The 18,388-nt window shown below is 35.7% G+C and carries 16 protein-coding genes; 15 read left to right on the forward strand and 1 reads right to left on the reverse strand.

Going from position 1 to position 18,388, the window contains the following annotated elements:
• Window positions 1–39: 39 nt before the first annotated feature.
• The 5 genes from sov (at window position 40) to ACFSTE_RS07865 (ending at window position 9,745) form a co-directional block, all read left to right on the forward strand.
• Window positions 40–7,071, forward strand: a complete 7,032-nt coding sequence (gene sov, locus ACFSTE_RS07845; protein ID WP_449224261.1) for a T9SS outer membrane translocon Sov/SprA — start codon at window positions 40–42, stop codon at window positions 7,069–7,071.
• A 141-nt stretch (window positions 7,072–7,212) separates the two neighbouring features.
• Complete coding sequence (gene gcvH, locus ACFSTE_RS07850) at window positions 7,213–7,593, forward strand: glycine cleavage system protein GcvH (protein ID WP_378257199.1); 381 nt, start codon at window positions 7,213–7,215, stop codon at window positions 7,591–7,593.
• A complete protein-coding gene (locus ACFSTE_RS07855; protein ID WP_378257197.1) occupies window positions 7,565–7,972 on the forward strand; it encodes a VanZ family protein in 408 nt (135 codons plus the stop codon). Before gcvH ends, ACFSTE_RS07855 begins: the two co-directional genes overlap by 29 nt.
• A 151-nt stretch (window positions 7,973–8,123) precedes the next feature.
• Window positions 8,124–8,849 (forward strand): energy transducer TonB, encoded by a 726-nt coding sequence (locus ACFSTE_RS07860; protein WP_176028657.1) that lies wholly within the window; start codon window positions 8,124–8,126, stop codon window positions 8,847–8,849.
• Between the two features lie 161 nt (window positions 8,850–9,010).
• Window positions 9,011–9,745, forward strand: a complete 735-nt coding sequence (locus ACFSTE_RS07865; RefSeq protein ID WP_176028658.1) for an energy transducer TonB — start codon at window positions 9,011–9,013, stop codon at window positions 9,743–9,745.
• A gap of 49 nt (window positions 9,746–9,794) precedes the next feature.
• On the opposite strand, the gene ACFSTE_RS07870 is transcribed toward ACFSTE_RS07865, so the two are convergent.
• On the reverse strand, window positions 9,795–10,673 hold the full coding sequence (locus tag ACFSTE_RS07870; protein ID WP_378257194.1) for an MBL fold metallo-hydrolase: 879 nt from the start codon (window positions 10,671–10,673) through the stop codon (window positions 9,795–9,797).
• A gap of 227 nt (window positions 10,674–10,900) precedes the next feature.
• On the opposite strand from ACFSTE_RS07870, the gene cyoE reads away from it, so the two are divergent.
• The 10 genes from cyoE to ACFSTE_RS07920 all read left to right on the forward strand — a co-directional run bounded on the left by cyoE (window position 10,901) and on the right by ACFSTE_RS07920 (window position 18,388).
• A complete protein-coding gene (gene cyoE / locus ACFSTE_RS07875) occupies window positions 10,901–11,803 on the forward strand; it encodes a heme o synthase (RefSeq protein WP_378257192.1) in 903 nt (300 codons plus the stop codon).
• Complete coding sequence (locus ACFSTE_RS07880; protein ID WP_176028661.1) at window positions 11,794–12,375, forward strand: cytochrome c oxidase subunit 3; 582 nt, start codon at window positions 11,794–11,796, stop codon at window positions 12,373–12,375. The genes cyoE and ACFSTE_RS07880 overlap by 10 nt, the downstream gene beginning before the upstream one ends.
• A 48-nt stretch (window positions 12,376–12,423) precedes the next feature.
• On the forward strand, window positions 12,424–13,515 hold the full coding sequence (locus tag ACFSTE_RS07885) for a cytochrome c oxidase subunit 3 (protein WP_176028662.1): 1,092 nt from the start codon (window positions 12,424–12,426) through the stop codon (window positions 13,513–13,515).
• 18 nt (window positions 13,516–13,533) lie between these two features.
• Window positions 13,534–13,893 (forward strand): cytochrome C oxidase subunit IV family protein, encoded by a 360-nt coding sequence (locus ACFSTE_RS07890; RefSeq protein WP_176028663.1) that lies wholly within the window; start codon window positions 13,534–13,536, stop codon window positions 13,891–13,893.
• 141 nt (window positions 13,894–14,034) lie between these two features.
• Window positions 14,035–14,688 carry a hypothetical protein gene (locus tag ACFSTE_RS07895; RefSeq protein WP_176028664.1) on the forward strand — a complete coding sequence of 218 codons (654 nt, stop codon included), beginning with the start codon at window positions 14,035–14,037 and terminating at the stop codon, window positions 14,686–14,688.
• A 6-nt stretch (window positions 14,689–14,694) separates the two neighbouring features.
• Complete coding sequence (locus ACFSTE_RS07900; RefSeq protein WP_176028665.1) at window positions 14,695–15,426, forward strand: SCO family protein; 732 nt, start codon at window positions 14,695–14,697, stop codon at window positions 15,424–15,426.
• A gap of 1 nt (window position 15,427) precedes the next feature.
• Window positions 15,428–15,970, forward strand: coding sequence for a DUF420 domain-containing protein (locus ACFSTE_RS07905; RefSeq protein WP_176028666.1), 543 nt, complete (start codon window positions 15,428–15,430; stop codon window positions 15,968–15,970).
• A 36-nt stretch (window positions 15,971–16,006) separates the two neighbouring features.
• A complete protein-coding gene (locus tag ACFSTE_RS07910) occupies window positions 16,007–16,210 on the forward strand; it encodes a hypothetical protein (protein ID WP_378298053.1) in 204 nt (67 codons plus the stop codon).
• A 236-nt stretch (window positions 16,211–16,446) separates the two neighbouring features.
• Window positions 16,447–17,148: an ABC transporter ATP-binding protein gene (locus tag ACFSTE_RS07915; protein WP_176028668.1), complete on the forward strand. Its 702-nt coding sequence runs from the start codon at window positions 16,447–16,449 to the stop codon at window positions 17,146–17,148.
• Window positions 17,141–18,388 carry an ABC transporter permease gene (locus tag ACFSTE_RS07920; protein ID WP_176028669.1) on the forward strand — a complete coding sequence of 416 codons (1,248 nt, stop codon included), beginning with the start codon at window positions 17,141–17,143 and terminating at the stop codon, window positions 18,386–18,388. Before ACFSTE_RS07915 ends, ACFSTE_RS07920 begins: the two co-directional genes overlap by 8 nt.

The following is an 18,388-nucleotide window of genomic DNA, read 5'->3' on the forward strand; positions in this document are numbered from 1 at the left end:
AAATTATCAAAGTGTTTACAGGTTGATTTTTTAAAAAAAATTATTTGTTTGATTGCACTTTATAGTGGCGTACTATATGGGCAGGAAACTGAAAAAGTAAGAGATTCTACTAGTACGACCTATTCGCTGGGAACAATTGCCTTGCCGGATCCTACTAGTATTATTTCTAAATACGAATACGACCCTGTAACCAATCGATATATTTATAGTCAGAAATTGGGAGAATTTAATGTGAATTACCCTCTTTTTCTGACGCCAAAAGAGTTTGAAGAATTAGTCGCTAAGGAACAACGAAAAGCATATTTTAGAGAAAAAATAGATGCATTTAGCGGGAAAAAGGATGGAAGTGAAGAAAAACGTAAAAATTTACTGCCGGTCTTTTATGTCAAATCAGGTCTTTTTGAATCTATTTTTGGAGGGAATGAAATAGAGGTAATTCCACAAGGTTCTGTAGAAATGGACCTGGGGATGTTATATACAAAACAAGATAATCCGGCTTTTTCTCCACGTAACAGGAGTAATTTTACTTTTGATTTTGATCAGCGAATCAGCCTTAGTCTGATCGGTAAAGTTGGGAAACGGTTACAAATTACTGCCAATTACGATACGGAATCAACGTTTGATTTCCAGAACCAAATCAAACTGGAATATACACCTACAGAAGATGACATCATACGTAGTATTGAAGTAGGTAATGTGAGTATGCCTCTGAATAGTTCTCTTATTCAGGGAGCCCAGAGTTTATTCGGTGTTAAAATGGGACTGCAGTTCGGAAGAACTTCTGTGACCGGTGTTTTTTCAGAGCAACGATCAGAGACAAGATCTGTACAAGTTGAAGGAGGAGGAACTATCGAAGATTTTGAGTTCTTTGCATTAGATTATGATGAAAACAGACACTATTTTTTGAGTCACTATTTTAGAGATAATTATGATCAGGCATTAGAGAATTATCCTTTTATCAATACAAATGTTCAGGTCACTAGAATAGAAGTTTGGGTAACTAACAGAGCGACAAGTGCACAGACGATTACTGGAGCCAGAAATATTGTTGCATTAGAAGACTTGGGAGAATCTCCGGTTGCTGGAAATTTTAATATCCCGGCATCATTGTTTAATACTGGAGCAGGAGCTTTTCCTGATAATGGAAATAATGATTTAGATCCTAGAGCAATTAGTGCGGCAGGACCTGTTACAGAAGCAGTTCGTCAGATATCAACAGTAAAACAGGGATTTATAGGTCCGATCGCTTCCTTTGCAGAAGGGACAGACTATTCTGTTCTGGAGAATGCACGTCAATTAACTCAAAATGAATTTACATTACACCAACAATTGGGATATATATCCCTAAATCAGCGATTAAATAATGACGAAGTGCTGGCGGTAGCTTTTCAGTTTACTGTAGGGGGTGAGGTTTATCAGGTTGGAGAGTTTGCTAATGATGGAGTAGAAGCGACGATTGGAGAAAACTCAGGAACTGATGTAGAAGCAGGTTCTAGTCAGAATTTGGTAGTGAAAATGCTAAAAAGCTCCATTACTAATGTGGGGCGACCTAACTGGGATTTGATGATGAAAAACATCTATAATACCGGAGCTTACCGATTAGAACAAAATGACTTTAGACTAAATATTTTGTATACCAATCCTTCACCGGTGAACTATATTTCTGAGGTAGAAGGATCTCCATTACCAGCGGATGTAGAACAAACAACCTTGTTGAAGGTGTTTAATATGGATCGACTGAATGTGAATAATGACCCGGTTGTAGGAGGAGACGGTTTCTTTGATTATGTTCCGGGAATTACAGTTGATTCGGAAAATGGGCGAATTCAGTTTACGACTGTGGAGCCATTTGGTAGATATCTCTTTGATAAATTGAGTGGTGGTACAGCAGGAGATTATAACAATCCAACAAGTTATAATCCTAATCAGGCGAAATATGTATTCCGGCAATTGTATACAGAAACCAAAGTGCGAGCAGAACAAGAAGCTGCTGATAAGAATTATTTTCAGTTAAAAGGGCGGTATAAATCTTCAGGGCAAGATGGGATCCCTTTAGGGGCATTTAACGTTCCTCAAGGTTCTGTGACTGTTACAGCAGGAGGAAGAGTATTACAAGAAGGGGTAGATTACACAGTAAATTATCAGTTGGGAAGAGTAACGATTCTGGATGAAGGATTAAAGGCTTCTAATACCCCTATAGAAGTTTCTACAGAAAATAATGCTGTGTTCGGGCAGCAAACCAAAAGATATACAGGATTAAATATAGAACATAAATTCAGTGATGATTTTATTATCGGGGGAACTTATCTTAATCTAAGAGAACGACCGGTAACCCAAAAATCAAGCTATAATTATGAGCCGATTAATAATACAATACTAGGATTTAACCTTAGCTATGCTACAGAAGTTCCGTTTTTGACAAGAATGGTTAATAAGTTGCCTAATATTGATACGGATGTTCCTTCTAATGTGTCAGTGAGAACTGAAGTAGCTAAGTTATTTGCAGGTGCTCCTAAAGGAGCAGATTTTGATGGAAAAGTTACTACTTATATTGATGATTTTGAAGGAGCGCAAACAGCTATTGATGTAAGTTCTCCGTTGTCATGGGAACTATCGAGTACTCCCGTAGGATTTGGAGATACTCAGGGAATTGAAGCAGGATATCGAAGAGCAAAATTATCATGGTATTCTATTGATCCTATTTTTTATAGTAGTGGAAGACCAAGTGGAATTTCTGTAGACGATTTATCGCAAAACGCGACCAGAAGAGTGTATAATGATGAGATTTTTCCAGAAACAGATATTGTATCAGGACAATCATTGGCTCTGTTTACATTAGACCTTAATTATGATCCGTTGACAAGAGGAGCGTATAATTTTAATCCAGAAGTATCTGCATCAGGGAGTGGATTTACCAGCCCACAAGATAATTTCGGTGGGATTATGAGACCATTAACCTCCACGAATTTTGAACAATCTAATGTAGAGTTTATTGAGTTTTGGTTGATGGATCCATTTGCATATGATGATGTAGATAATCCGGGAGGAACGATAGTGTTTAACTTAGGGAATATCAGTGAAGATGTCCTTAAGGATGGGAAAAAGCAATACGAAAATGGATTGCCTAAGATTGCAGATCCTAATTTTACGCCATCGACAGGAACTATCGGACAGGTTCCTGTAAAACAATCACTGATTTACGCATTTGATTCAGAAGGACAGGAACGAGTGGTTCAGGATGCTGGATTTGATGGATTAAACGATGCGCAGGAAGCTATTGCATTTCCAGGATTTGGAACAGAGGATCCGTCTGCGGATAATTATGAGTATTATCTTCAGGGAACCGGAGGGATTTTAGAACGATATAAGAAATATAATGGTACTCAGGGGAATTCCCCAACAGATGTATCAAATGATGATAGAGGGAATACCACATATCCAACGGTAGAGGATATCAACAGAGATAATACGATGAATACCATTGATAGTTATTACGTCTATGAAGTTCCTGTTTTCAAAGGGATGGATGTAGGAAACGATAGTGGTACCGGGTATATATCAGATGTACAGGAAATAGAAACAGAAGCGTTGAACGGAGGAGTGTTAAGAACCCGATGGGTACGATTTAAGATTCCTATTTATGAGCCAACTGATGCTCATAATATAAGTGATTTTCGTTCAATTCGATTTATGAGAATGTTTCTGACCAATTTTACTCAGCCAACGTTATTGCGTTTCGGAACATTAGATTTGGTTAGAGGAGATTATAGACGTTATGTCTTAGAAGGAAACTTTACCAATAACCCTACAGAAGGGATTAATATGTTTGGGCAGTCAGAAGTAGTTGTAACTTCCGTGAGTGAGGAGTTGACCCCTACATATGTAAGCCCTCCGGGAGTGGTTAGAGAAGAGTTGATCAACAATAACTCCACTATTAGAGAAGATGAGCAAGCATTGGCTTTAACAGTTAATAACTTGCGTCCGGAAGATGCGAGAGCAGTATATAAAAACTTTAATGTAGATATGCGTCAGTATGAGAATCTGGAGTTGTTTTTACATGCAGAAAGTCTTCCGAATCAAACATTGAATGATGGAGAGTTTGCTGCATTCGTAAGAATGGGGAATGATTTTACTGATAACTTTTATCAGGTAGAAATACCATTAGAAGTTACAGCGACAGGGGATAGAAGTCAGACAGGGGTTTGGCCGGATGCCAACCGCTTGGAACTTCCATTATCGATTCTTCAAGAAATAAAAGCTCGTGTTTTTGGTTCAGGAGGTCAGTTTGATGTGACACAACTGAATGAGTTTACAGAAGGAGGTTATAGAGTTGGGATTAAAGGAAACCCTAGTCTTGGTAATATCAGAGTATTAATGTTAGGGATAAAGAATAAAAGTAATTCTGCACAATCAGGAACCGTTTGGTTTAATGAAATGCGATTAAGTGACCTGAAAAATGGAGGAGGGATGGCAGTGGTCGGGAATGTCGATGCAAATTTGGCAGATTTTGCTACAGTGAGTGCTTCTGGTAGAATTAGTACTATTGGATTTGGAGGAATAGAGCAAGGACCTAATGAACGAAGTAGGGAAGACCTAAAGCAATACGATATGACTACTAATGTGAATTTGGGTCAGTTACTGCCTAAAAAATGGGGAATTCAAATACCATTTAACTATAGTAGAGGAGAAGAATTGATAACGCCTCAATACGATCCTTTCTTCGAAGATATTGAATTGCAGACCACATTGGATAATGCGGTAAACGAAACAGAAAGAAAAGCTATAGAACAACGATCTACTGATTATACAAAACGAGAGAGTTTTAATGTGATCGGATTGCGAAAAGAAAGAACCGGAGATTCTAGACCACAGCCTTATGATGTAGAAAACTTCTCTTTTTCTACTTCGTATAATGTTAAAAAACATAGAGATTATGAGATTAAGAGTTCACTGGATCAAAACGTGAGAGTTGGAGCTACTTATGACTTTAGTTTTCAACCAGTAGAAGTGGAACCATTTAAGAAAATGAAGCTGTTAAAGAAAAGTAAGTATTTTGATCTGGTAAAAGATTTTAATGTAAACTTGCTTCCTACTAGTGTTTCTGTAAATACGGATATTAACAGACAATACAATGAGCAGATATTTAGAGATGTTACACTAACTGAGGGGAGTATTGATGTAGAGCCTTTATATCAGCGAAATTTCTTGTTTAACTGGGGATATGGAATAAATTATAATTTGACAAAATCGTTGAATTTTAACTATACGTCGGCTAGTAATAGAATTGTTAGAAACTATATTGATGAAAACAATGTGGTGGATAATACCATAGGAGTATGGGATGAATTTTTTGATATAGGGGATGCGAACACCTTAAATCAAAAGTTACAGGTCAACTATGAGCTTCCTTTCTCTAAGATTCCTGTACTTAAGTTTATTAGAACAACGTATTCCTATACTTCGGATTTTCAATGGACAAAAGGAAGTGAAGTGTTTAGTACATTAGAAAATATTCCAGACTTGGGGAATACTGTTCAAAACTCAGGAGTACATAGTATTAATGGATCCTTGGATATGAATACGTTGTATAAATATGTGGGATTGACCAAGAGAAGAACCAGTAAGAAGCGGAAGTCTAAAAAGAAATCAAAAGCAGTTGCCGGAACACCTCCCGGGACTAAAAACTCGAGAACGAAAAAGAAACCAGGAGGGAGAAAACTAAAAGCCGGAGATAAAGCTTATAATACTTTGGTAGGGTTGCTTACGATGCTCAAGAAAGTAAATGTGAGTTATCAGGAGGATGGAGGAACTATGTTGCCAGGGTATCTGAGGGATCCGGGATTTGTCGGGACACTTAAACCAACCGCTGGTTTTACATTCGGATTCCAGGAAGATGTTAGACAGTTAGCGGCAAGAAAAGGATGGTTAACGATATTTGACAACTTTAATCAGCAATATACAGAGAAACAGGGTAAACAACTTAATGTACAGGCATCTTTGGGGCTTATCAAAGGGTTGAAAATTGATATTTCTGCCAATAGAAATTATCTGGAAACCTATACAGAAAACTATAGAGTAGATGAAGATGATTTAGATTATAATTCGTTAACACCAAATACTTTTGGGAATTATTCTACTTCTGCTTTATTGATTAAAACTGCTTTTAAGAAAAGTGATGCCTTGTCTTCTGAGACTTTTGATAAGTTTAGAGAGAATCGATTGGTCGTAGCAAGAAGACTGGCTCGGGATAGAGGTTTGGATCCTTCTAATGTAGACGATGATGGATTTCCTGTAGGGTACGGTAAAAATAATCAAGCGGTATTGTTGCCTGCCTTTTTAGCAGCTTATACCGGTACGAGTGCAGAATCAATTCAGAAAGGAGCATTTAGAGATGTGCCTATGCCGAACTGGGATTTGAAATATACAGGTTTAATGAAGTTAAAATGGTTTAGAAAGCGTTTCAAAAGATTTTCTGTAGCCCATGGATATAGAGCTAATTACACCATTAATCAATTCCAGACGAATTTGGATTTTAATGAAGAATTGGATCAGGCAGGAAACTTTAAAAACCCAATATTATATGCGAATGTGAATTTGACAGAGCAATTTAGCCCATTGGTGAAGTTTGATTTTGAAACCAAAAGCTATGTGAAACTTTTATTGGAATGGAAAAAAGATAGAGCATTGTCGCTTAACTTTGATAATAATCTATTGACAGATATCCAGGGGAATGAATATATCATAGGGTTAGGATATCGTCTAAAAGATATTTCGTTTGTAACCAGAATTAGTGGTAAGAAACAAGTGATAAAAAGTGATTTGAATTTTAGAGCGGATTTGTCTTTACGTCAAAATGAAACAGTGATCAGGTATTTGGATTTACAAGATACGCAGGTAACTGAAGGACAAGATATATACGGGATCAAGTTTACAGCAGATTATGCACTAAGTAAGAATTTGACAGCTTTGTTCTTCTACGATCATACGTTTTCTACATATTCAGTGTCAACCGCTTTCCCACAAACAACAATTCGTGGAGGTTTCACTTTGCGATATAACTTCGGGAATTAATGATCAAAATGTAGTCGCAAAATGAGGATAATAATGCTTTTGTAACAAATTATCGTTTTTTTTTAGTTGCATTTTTAATTAATTAGTAAAATAAATTTATTTTCGTCATCAAAATAATAACAAATTAAAATATTTTTTCGGATGAATGTTCCTGTAGAATTAAAATACACTAAAGACCACGAGTGGGTTAAAGTAGAAGGCGATATCGCTACTGTTGGGATAACTGATTTTGCACAAGGAGAATTAGGGGATATAGTATATGTAGAAGTAGAGACTGTCGATGAAACACTTGATAAAGATGAAGTGTTTGGAACGGTAGAAGCTGTGAAAACCGTTTCGGATTTATTTATCCCGATAACAGGGGAGATAGTGGAGTTTAATGAAGCGTTAGAAGATGAACCGGAAACTGTAAATAACGATCCTTATGGAGAAGGTTGGATGGTAAAAATAAAAGTAAGCGATGCTTCAGAATTAGACGGGTTATTATCTGCAGATGATTATAAAGCACTTATTGGCGCATAAATATATAATTGCGCTGGTGTTTTTATATACTAGCGCAATTACTTGGCTTTCTTTGACCAAATTTATCCTTCCTGAGCCAATAAGAGTTGAAGGAAGTGATAAACTAGGGCATTTTTTAGCCTATTTTTTATTCGGTTGCATTTGGTTTTCTCTTTTCTTTTTTTCAGAAAAGTTGTCTAAAACTTTTATATATAGTGTAACCATCGCTTCAGTGATTGGAATAGCGTATGGAGCTCTTATGGAAATTCTTCAGGGAGTATTAACTGATTATCGCTCTCCAGACTGGTATGATATCGCAGCAAACACCACTGGCATTATTCTTGCTGCCTTATTCTTGAATTTAATCAAAAAAAAACTAACTAAATTGAGAACTGAATAGCTGTTTAAAGATCTTTAATTCAGTTGTTTGGTTGTTGTTGTGTAATCAGGAAAACGTTAAAAAAATTAATTTTTGTTTTACATTTTCATGTTTAATTGGAAATTACAAAAGAAATTAGCTATTTTAGCAGTCCTTATAATAATAATGTAATATGGAACCAAAGAAAAACCCTAAAGCAGACTTAAGTAAGAAAAGTGTCTTCTTCTTACAATTAGGTCTTATTTTAGTTCTTTTACTTACTTGGAGAGGTATAGAATGGAAATCTTATAAAGATGATAATATCGATATTGGTCAGGTTAACCTTGATGAATTAGAGGAAGAGGATGTTCCAATTACTCAAAACCTTAATACGCCTCCACCTCCACCACCTCCACCACCAGCTCCGGAGATTATCGACGTAGTTGAAGATGAAGAAGAAGTAGAAGAGACAATTATCGAATCTACAGAGACTAATCAGGAAGAAGAGATTGTCGAAGTAGAAGAGGTAGAAGATGTTGAAGAAGAAGAAGAGATTGCTGATGTACCTTTTGCTGTAATTGAAAATGTACCAGTTTTTCCAGGATGTGAAAAAGCAGGTGGAAATGCAGCAAAGAAACAATGTATGAGTGATAAGGTTAAGAAATTTATTAACCGTAAGTTTAATACAGAATTAGGAAGTGAACTTGGACTTAGTGGAATCAATAGAATTTTTGTTCGATTTAAAATTGACAAAAAAGGAAATATTGTAGGAGTTCAGGCAAGGGGACCACACCCAAAACTAGAAAAAGAGGCACAACGTGTCGTGAAGCTACTTCCTAAAATGACTCCAGGAAAACAAAGAGGAAAAGCAGTTGGGGTATTGTACTCTCTGCCAATTGTATTCCAGGTGCAAGACTAAGAAGATTAATATTTAATATATAGAAAAGCCTTCCTTATTTGGGAAGGCTTTTTTGTTACGGTAATTTTTTAAATATATAGGGTTCTGAATCAGGATAGATGCAGAACCCTTTTGGTATGCTTGTTGATTTAATTTTAGTTGTAACGTTAAAATTAAATATTATGAGTAACAAGCACGATGCTAATGTACGAAAAAGTACATTTCTGAATTTTCAAATTGGGCTTATAGCAAGTCTTTTATTTGTGTATGTAATGTTTGAGGTTTATACAGCTAAACCTGTGATAAAAGAGCGAGTTGACTATGGGGATCTTTACGAAGAAACGGTGTTTACTATGGGAGATATCATTGTAGAGAAAGTTCCTGTAAAGAAAGTAGAAGTCAGGTCAAAACCGCAGAAAGTGGTAGATGTGTCTAAGGCTAAAGTAATAGATGATGATACCGCTAAAGAAATTGAGGAGTATGTAAATAAAGCTCCTGTAGAAGAAGAAGTGAAACCTGGGGATATTGTCGAAATACCAGAAGAGCCCGTAATTGAGAAAGTTCCGTTTTCAGCTGTTGAATTTGCCCCAGTGTATCCCGGGTGTGAAATACTCGTTACCAATGAAGAAAGAGCTGCTTGTTTTTCTGAAAAAATCAGTAAACTGGTGTCTAGAAAGTTTAATGGAGATTTGGGAGAGAAGTATGGGTTGTCTGGAATTCAGAAAATTTATGTGCAATTTGAGGTAGGAGCCGATGGAGAAATTCGCAATATAAAAGCGAGAGCGCCTCATAAAGCCTTGGCTGAAGAAGCAAAAAGAGTGGCTGGGCTATTGCCTAAGATGAAACCAGGAATGCAGCGAGATATTCCTGTTAAGGTGGTGTACAATCTTCCGATTACCTTTAGAGTTCAGGATTGAGACACTGTTGAAAAAAAGAAGAAAGAGCCTCGTTTGTGAGGCTCTTTTGTTATAATTGCTTTTGAGTTAAACTACTATAAATGGTTTCTCTGAATTTTTCTGAAGAGATGAAGCCATTTCCATATCCCAAGATGTCATACTTCTCAGTTAGTATGGAATTACTAATGATGTCTTTTTTCGGAACTCCATTTTTTATTTCGTTTTCAATGGAAGAGGTGATTGTTTCTAACATATTTAGGTAGGATTTGAGATCATTTTGAGATGCAATTTTTCCATGCCCGGGGATGATATGAGTGTCTTCATTACTAATGAAGATGCCTTTTTGAACAGCTTCAATGTATCCTTTAATATTTCCCCCTGCCGTAAGATCTATATAGGGGTATCTGCCGTTAAAAAATGTATCTCCCATATGTAGTACGTTTCCTTGATTAAAATACACTAAGGCGTCTCCGTCAGTATGAGCATTGTGTACATGAAATGCTTGAATGTCTTCATTGTCAAAATACAATTGTAAACCTTCATCAAATGTGATTACAGGAAGAGATGAAGTGGTGGGGCTGTTTGTTTTCTTTTGATTGTTTTTCATTCTTTTTCGAACATTTGCATGTGCAAAAATAGTGGCGCCCTGTTTGGTCATATTTGCATTTCCTCCGGTATGGTCTCTGTGGTAGTGTGTATTGATAACCATTGTTACTGTTTGATCACTTATGGTACTGAGCCGGGATAGGATTTTATCTGATAGTCTGGCGAATTGATCGTCTATAATAAAAAGACCTTTTTCATTTTTGAAAACACCTATGTTTCCCCCTTGTCCGGTAAGTAGATATATGTTATCAGTTATCGGAGTGATATCAATAGTGATTTCTTTTTTTTGAGCCGTGAGTATAGAAGAAAAAATAAAAAGAGGTAAAAGGAATATTGTTTTCATGAATGTTGTTTTGAAATTGGTCGAAATCAGTGGTGAATCATTACTGATCACTGTCTTTAGAGGTGAAATTAGAAATGTTATTGTGTCAAAAATTGAAGGTTTCTTGTTTGGTTTTAAGTGCTTTGGTGTTAAAAGTTGGATTATAAGTAGTTATAAGTTGTCTAAAAAGCATTTTAGGTATATCTTTGCACAACTTTTTAAAAAGATAGTCAGAAAACGTGCAAGATTTGAGTATTGATTCCGTAAATATTTCTAAAACATCCATTATTCAGGATTTTAAAGAAATTACTAAAATGCGATTAGCATTAAGTGTTGTTTTTTCTTCTGTCGCTGGGTATCTTTTGGGAGTAGAAACAATCTCTTGGTCTACATTAGTGCTGTTAGCTATAGGAGGATATTTAATGGTAGGAGCATCGAATGCTTTTAATCAGATAATTGAACGCGATTTAGATCAGTTGATGGATCGAACCAAGAATCGTCCGATCCCTTCTGGTAGAATGTCTGTCAATACAGCATTTATTATTGCGAGTATCTTTACGATTTTAGGGCTTACAGTTTTGTATATAATAAATCCTAAGACAGCGATGTTTGGAGCGATCTCCATATTTGTTTATGTGAGTTTGTATACACCGCTAAAAACCAAAACACCTTTGGCTGTATTTGTAGGGGCAATACCTGGTGCAATTCCCTTTATGTTAGGGTGGGTGGCAGCTACAAATGATTTTGGGATTGAGCCGGGGACGCTGTTTATGATTCAGTTTTTTTGGCAGTTTCCACATTTTTGGGCTATAGGTTGGTTTTTATTTGACGATTATAAAAAGGGAGGTTTTTTTATGCTTCCTACCGGAAAGAGAAATAAGGCAACGGCTACTCAGGTAGTGATGTATACTGTGTGGACCATAGCTACATCTTTGATTCCGGTATTTGGAGTAACAGGAAGTCTATATATAACACCTGTTTCAGGAATTCTGGTGTTTTTATCAGGGTTATTCTTGTTGAAATACGCAATACGATTATATAAAAATAAAGATACAAAAAGTGCTAGGCAGCTGATGCTGGTTAGTGTTTCTTATATAACATTACTACAGATAATCTACGTAGCAGATAAATATATTCGAATATGGATTTAACACAAGGTACGGTAGCTGAAAAAACAGCTAGAGCCAAAAAGACGATGATGTGGTTTGCAATGGCAAGTATGGTGATGACTTTTGCAGGGTTAACCAGTGCTTATGTGGTGAGTAAAAACAGAAAAGACTGGTTGTCAGACTTGGAGTTTCCTGTTGCTTTTGTGGTTAGTGTGCTGGTTATTGTAGCAAGTAGTATCACATTGTTTTTAGTAAAAAAAGCAATTTTGAATAATAATAGGAAGTTGGCAACAAGCTTGTTGATCGTAACACTAGCTCTTTCCATACTTTTTATTTTTTTACAATTCAGAGGGTTTGATCAGATTATTTCGCAAGGGTATTTCTTTACCGGAAGTGAATCAACTGTAATGACTTCTTTCATTTATGCAATTGTAGTAACGCATTTAGCACACGTAATAGGCGGTGTTATAGTGCTTTTAGTGCTAATTTATAATCATTTTAAACAAAGATATAAAACAGGGCAAACCCTTGGTTTAGAACTGGGTGCTATGTATTGGCATTTCGTAGATTTTTTATGGGTCTACCTCTTTTTGTTTTTATATTTCGTGAGATGATAAAATTGATTATTTTTGTAGAAATTTTAACAATACCAAATACTTTTTATGGAGACAACTGTTATTAAAACAGGTACAGAAGGTAAAGTCTGGGGAGGTAATAATAAGCCACTCAACGCGAGTTATGGTAAGATGATGATGTGGTTTTTTATCCTGTCAGATGCCCTTACTTTTTCAGGTTTTCTTGCAGCTTATGGTTTCTCAAGATATAAATTTATAGACTCTTGGCCTATAGCAGATGAAGTGTTCAATCACTTTCCGTTTTTACATGGGGTAGATGCTCCGATGTATTATGTAGCATTAATGACTTTTATTCTGATTTTTTCATCGGTAACGATGGTATTGGCAGTGGATGCCGGACATCAGCTTAAGAAAAATAAGGTTATTATCTACATGTTTTTGACCATCATAGGAGGATTTATCTTCGTAGGGTCGCAAGCCTGGGAATGGAAAAACTTTATAAAAGGTGAATATGGTGCTGTAGAGACAGCAGGAGGAAACATCCTTCAGTTTGTAGCGCCTGTTACATTAGAAGACGGTACAAAAAAGTTTCATAGAGTTGCCTTAAAAGATATTGCTGTAGTAAATACGCATAACGAAAGAGCACAACATCAGAGAAAAAACGGAATTTGGTACGATAAAGAAGGAGCACTTCCTTCGTTTACTGTTGCAGAGATAGCTGAAGGTTTTAAAGGGAATAAAGATCTTTATATCCGAACGCAGGAATTAGTACCGGATATTCAGGCGCTTAAGGCTTCTGGAAACCCTAAGGATATAGCGTTGGCGAATCGATTGGAAAAACAATTGGCGAACCCTACAGAAAGAGGGCATAAAGCAATTTATAAAAGAGAATTCTCTTTAGAAAGAATGAATACTGCTACAGGAGTAGTAGAAGGAGCAAATCTTCGTCATAATGAATATGGTGTTCCATTGTTTGCTGATTTCTTTTTCTTTATTACAGGATTCCACGGATTCCACGTATTTTCTGGAGTTATCATTAACATTATTATCTTCATAAACGTGATTCTTGGAACTTATGAAAGAAGAAAGAGTTATGAAATGGTTGAAAAAGTTGGATTGTATTGGCACTTCGTCGATTTAGTATGGGTGTTTGTATTTACATTCTTTTACTTGGTTTAATAAAAAAAATAAGAAACAATGGCACACGGTACAGGACATCACGAATCAAATACAAAAAGAATCTGGAATGTATTTTATATACTTTCTGCGATTACCATAGTAGAAGTATTCTTTGGTATATGGAAACCGGCATTCATGCTTGATACATATCTGATCAGTATGAAATTATTAAACTGGTTCTTTATTATCCTTACAATATGGAAAGCATATCTGATTACATGGGCATTTATGCACATGGAAGGAGAAACAAAAGGATTGAGAAGATCAGTAGTTTGGACAGCTGTTTTCCTGATATGTTACCTCGTATTTATTCTTCTTACAGAGGGAGATTATGTATACGAAGTTTTTAAAGGAGGGTACAAAAGCTGGGACTTCTAAAACTTAGCTGATAAGAGTATTAAAAATATATAAAGAGACGGTTTTTTAAACCGTCTTTTTTATTTTTGCATCATATTTACAGGTGATATAAAAAGAGCGAAACCCGCTGTTTATTTACCGGAAATCAATTCGTATAAAATAATGAAAAAATTTGTTGTTCTCGGGGTTCTGTTTGTCTTACCATTAGTCGCATATCTGTTTTTTGCTTCTGGAGTACATAACTTTGCAAAATTACCGATACTGAATGAAAATGTAAGTGATGTGGAAGCGTTCGAAGGACTCACGAATAAGCAAGTAAGTCTAAACGATAAAATTACAATTCTGGGCTTTTTAGGAAAGAATTTACACAATAAGCAAGGGAATGCTTTTAATTTAAATCAAAAGATATATAAAAAAAATCACGGGTTTAAAGATTTTCAATTTGTGATGCTTTTACCTTTTGGGAGTGAAGAAGAGGCTAAGAAGTTATTAGAAGAGTTGGGGAATATAGCAGATGTTTCCGGTTGGAATTTTATGTTTGGTACCGAAGAGAATATCAAAAAGGTGTTTAATAGCCTAAACACGAATCATGCGTTGGATGAAAACCTGGCAACAAACTACGTGTATATTGTAGATAAAAATCGATCTCTTAGAGGAAGAGATGAAGATCCGGAAAAAGGAGAATCAATGGTGTACGGATATCTTGCTAATTCAGTAGCTGATCTGGCGAATGTAATGGTGGATGATGTGAAAGTGATTTTAGCAGAATATCGTTTGGCATTAAAAAAATACAAAGCAGACAGGAAAGAAAAATAAATTGGAATGAAAAAATACTCTTACGTTGGGATATCATTTATAGTATTGATTTTTGGAATTATTTTTATTCCAAAAATTGTTAATAGGATTAAAGGGAATGCTGTTACTAAAAATAATAGAATGAGTGCGGATAATCCGGTGTCAAATGAAAAGCTAGCCTATTTAAAGATTAACGGAGAGGCTAAAAAAGTTCCGGAGTTTGCATTTCTGAATCAGGATAGTTTGATGATTACGAATCACGATTTTAAAGGCAAAGTGTATGTTGTTGATTTTTTCTTTACAAGTTGTCCTACTATTTGCCCGAAAATGAGTAGAAACCTAGTCTATCTCCAGAATAAATTAAAAGAAGAAGAAGGATTTGGAATTGCCTCATTTACTATAGACCCAACTAGAGATACTCCAAAAAAACTTAAACAATATGCGACAGCTTATGGAGTGACTAATCCTGATTGGCATTTCATGACGGGGGATATGGAACAATTGTTTGAGTTAGCGAATAAAGGGTTTAATATTTATGCAGAAGAAAATGAAAATGTCCCAGGAGGATTTGAACACAGCGGTTTTTTTGCTTTAGTCGATCAGGATGGATATTTGCGTTCAAGGTATGACAAAGCCGGAAATCCAATTATTTATTATAGAGGAACCATTGATGTAGAGGAGAAGATGGATGAAAAAGGAGAAGAAGAACAAATTTCTATATTGTTAGCGGATATTAAAAAATTATTGAAAAAGAAGTAAGATGGAAAAAAGTGATGTGTTGGAGAAAAAATATAACAAGTGGATTGTTATTCTTTCAGTAGGTATTCCGCTGGCGGTAGCAGCTTTGTTTGGGGTGAACCTCAGAAAAATGGGGTTTGATGTCGAACCTATGATGTTTCTGCCCCCTATTTATGCAGGAATAAATGGGGTGACAGCTGTGATTTTATGTACCGCATTATGGGCAGTGAAGAATAATAAAATTAAACTACATGAACAGTTGATGAAATTGGCAATAGGGTGTTCAGTGCTTTTTTTACTCATGTATATAGCATATCATATGACAAGTGATTCTACTGTATATGGAGGAGAAGGAGTAATACGCTATGTGTATTATTTTATTTTGATTACACATATTTTATTATCAATCGCAGTTATCCCTTTTGTTTTGATTACCTACGTTAAAGCATTGGCTAATCGTTTTGATAAACATAAAAAAATAGCCAAAATTACATTTCCCATTTGGTTATATGTAGCAATTACGGGGGTGGTTGTGTATTTGATGATTTCTCCTTATTATAATTAATTGGTTATGTTAAGAAAAAAGAGTCTTTGGAGCCTTGTGATACTACTTTTTTTCTTTAGCCTTCCTGTCGATGCACAATGTGCTATGTGTAGAGCGGTGCTGGAAAGTGAGGAAGGACAGAGTACAGCAAAAGGACTGAATAACGGTATACTGTATCTGATGGTGATTCCTTATATTCTTATAGGAGGAATCGGATATGTACTTTATAAAAATAAGAAAAGGAAAAAAGAAGAAAGTTAATTCATGTTTTTCTTTCCTAACATGAACTTGCATTTTTTTGATCTTAAATCCCTGATGAAATGAGAGTAATTGTATAAAAAATAATTAATATTAATTATTTTTTAACATATGACTTGTAACGAATGCGCTCTCTTTTAGTCTTATACTCAATACAAGACTTTAAATAGATCTTGTACATTTATTTCAATGCGATTGGGTATTGAGGTGTAATGGTAGTATAACTCTAATATATCGTTATGATAGAAATTAAAGATTTGCACAAATCTTATAAGATGGGGAGCAATTCTCTTCATGTTTTAAAAGGAATAAATTTTAATGTTCAAGAGGGAGAGTTAGTTGCTATTATGGGATCTTCCGGTTCTGGGAAATCTACATTACTTAATATCATTGGGATGCTGGATGAAGCAGATAGCGGGAGCTATTTTCTTGATAATGTTCCTATAAAAAATCTTAATGAGAAGATTGCGGCAAAATACAGGAATCAATTTTTAGGGTTTATTTTTCAATCATTTAATCTGATTACATATAAAAGTGCATTAGACAATGTGGCGTTGCCATTATACTATCAGGGGGCAAAGAGGAAAGAACGGACAGAAAAAGCGATGCATTATCTCGATAAGGTGGGCTTGGCTGATTGGGCAGGGCACCTCCCCAATGAATTGTCGGGAGGACAAAAACAACGAGTTGCTGTTGCTAGAGCATTAGCATCAGAACCAAAAGTATTATTGGCAGACGAACCTACCGGAGCATTGGATACTAAAACGTCTTATGAGGTAATGGAGTTAATTCAGGGAATTAATGATGAAGGAAAAACAATCTTGATTGTTACTCATGAACCCGATATAGCAGATATGACCAAACGGGTAGTAAATCTGAAAGATGGATTGATCATAGATGATACATTTGTAGAACAAGTAAGAGCTTCTGCCCATGTTTAGTTTAGAGCGTTGGCAGGAAATATTTGATACCATTCGCAAAAATAAATTGCGAACCTTCCTAACAGGGCTTTCAGTAGCATCCGGAATTTTTATTCTGGTAATTTTACTAGGCGTAGGACAAGGGATGCAAAACGGAATTTCCAGAGAGTTTGAAGATGATGCCTCTAATAGTATTTGGGTATGGACAAATGCTACTTCTGTGGAGTATAAAGGACTTAATCCGGGACGTTTTTTTAGTATGACTAATGAAGATTACTCGGTTATATATGAAAAAAATAAAGAATTAATAGATCAACAATCTCCCAGGGTACGAATTTGGGGAGCACTTGCTTCATATAAAAAAGAATCCGGTAGTTATAGAATAGAAGGAGTTGCGCCAGGTTTTCAAATTATTGAAAACCAAAAAATGGTCTCAGGTCGATTTCTGAATCAAAATGATATTGATCAAAAAGAAAAAGTTACCGTAATAGGACATAAAATTCAAAAAGATTTGTTCAAAAACGGAGAAGACCCTCTCGGAAAGTTTGTAAAGCTCAATAGTATTCTTTTTAAAGTAGTTGGAGTCTATTCTGATAAAGGTGGAGAACGAGAGGAAAATCGCTTTTTCTTGCCATCTACTACTACTCAACAAGTTTTTAATAGGGGACAGTTTATAAATAATCTATCATATACATTAAAGCCTGAAAAGGATTTTAAGACAGCAGTGGAGAAGTCAAAAGCTTTTGTAGCATCTATGACTTCTTACCTGAAGAAAAAACATATCATAGCACCTGAAGATGAACGAGCAATAGGAATCAATAATTCACTCGAAAGGGCAAAGCGATTTTATGATCTGATATTTATGATTAAAGCTTTTTTCTGGTGGGTTGGAGTATGTACGATTATTGCAGGGGTAGTAGGAGTTAGTAATATTATGCTTATCATCGTAAAAGAACGAACTAAAGAAATCGGAATACGAAAAGCTTTAGGAGCATTACCACTTTCGATTATAGGGATGATTTTGCAAGAGGCAATTTTTGTAACCACTTTTGCTGGTTTTTCAGGACTCATAGGAGGATTGCTATTGCTGGAGTTTGTAGGGCCTATGGTAGAGACAGACTTTATATCAAACCCGTCAGTGAATTTTAATATTGCAATATCAACTGTTTTTATCCTTATTCTGGCAGGAGCAATTGCTGGATTTTTCCCGGCTTGGAGAGCCGCCCGTATTAGACCTATTGTAGCACTTAGAGACGAATAA

This window comes from Aquimarina hainanensis (genome assembly GCF_042684685.1).
Lineage (GTDB): Bacteria > Bacteroidota > Bacteroidia > Flavobacteriales > Flavobacteriaceae > Aquimarina > Aquimarina hainanensis.